This is a genomic window from Shewanella electrica, from assembly GCF_022321485.1.
GTDB lineage: Bacteria > Pseudomonadota > Gammaproteobacteria > Enterobacterales > Shewanellaceae > Shewanella > Shewanella electrica.
The window spans coordinates 1-246 of record NZ_JAKOGG010000631.1; the positions used below are offsets into that span (position 1 = coordinate 1).

The 246-nt window shown below is 55.7% G+C and carries 1 protein-coding gene; it reads left to right on the forward strand.

Features of this window, described 5'->3' with window-relative positions; all coding sequences use genetic code 11:
• Positions 1-246 (forward strand): hypothetical protein (locus L9G74_RS21660; protein WP_238898923.1); only part of this gene is annotated, 246 nt, incomplete at both ends.

Consider the following 246-nt stretch of genomic DNA (forward strand, 5'->3'; position numbering starts at 1 on the left):
TTGCCCGATTTTGTAAAGGTCGAAATCGGACTGGGCGCCCGCCAGACGGCGACCGGGTACACCGCCACCGAAACGATCACTAAAGACGCCCTGGCAACGGCGATGTTAAACGCCGCCAACAAGGAAGCGGCCAAGCTTTTTCATGCTTTAACCAGCCAAATGCAGTTAAACGCCGTGTCCGGGCTGTTAAAGCTGGACATTTCGCCAACCCAAGCGGTCCACTCCCGCTTTTACCTGCTCAGTAAC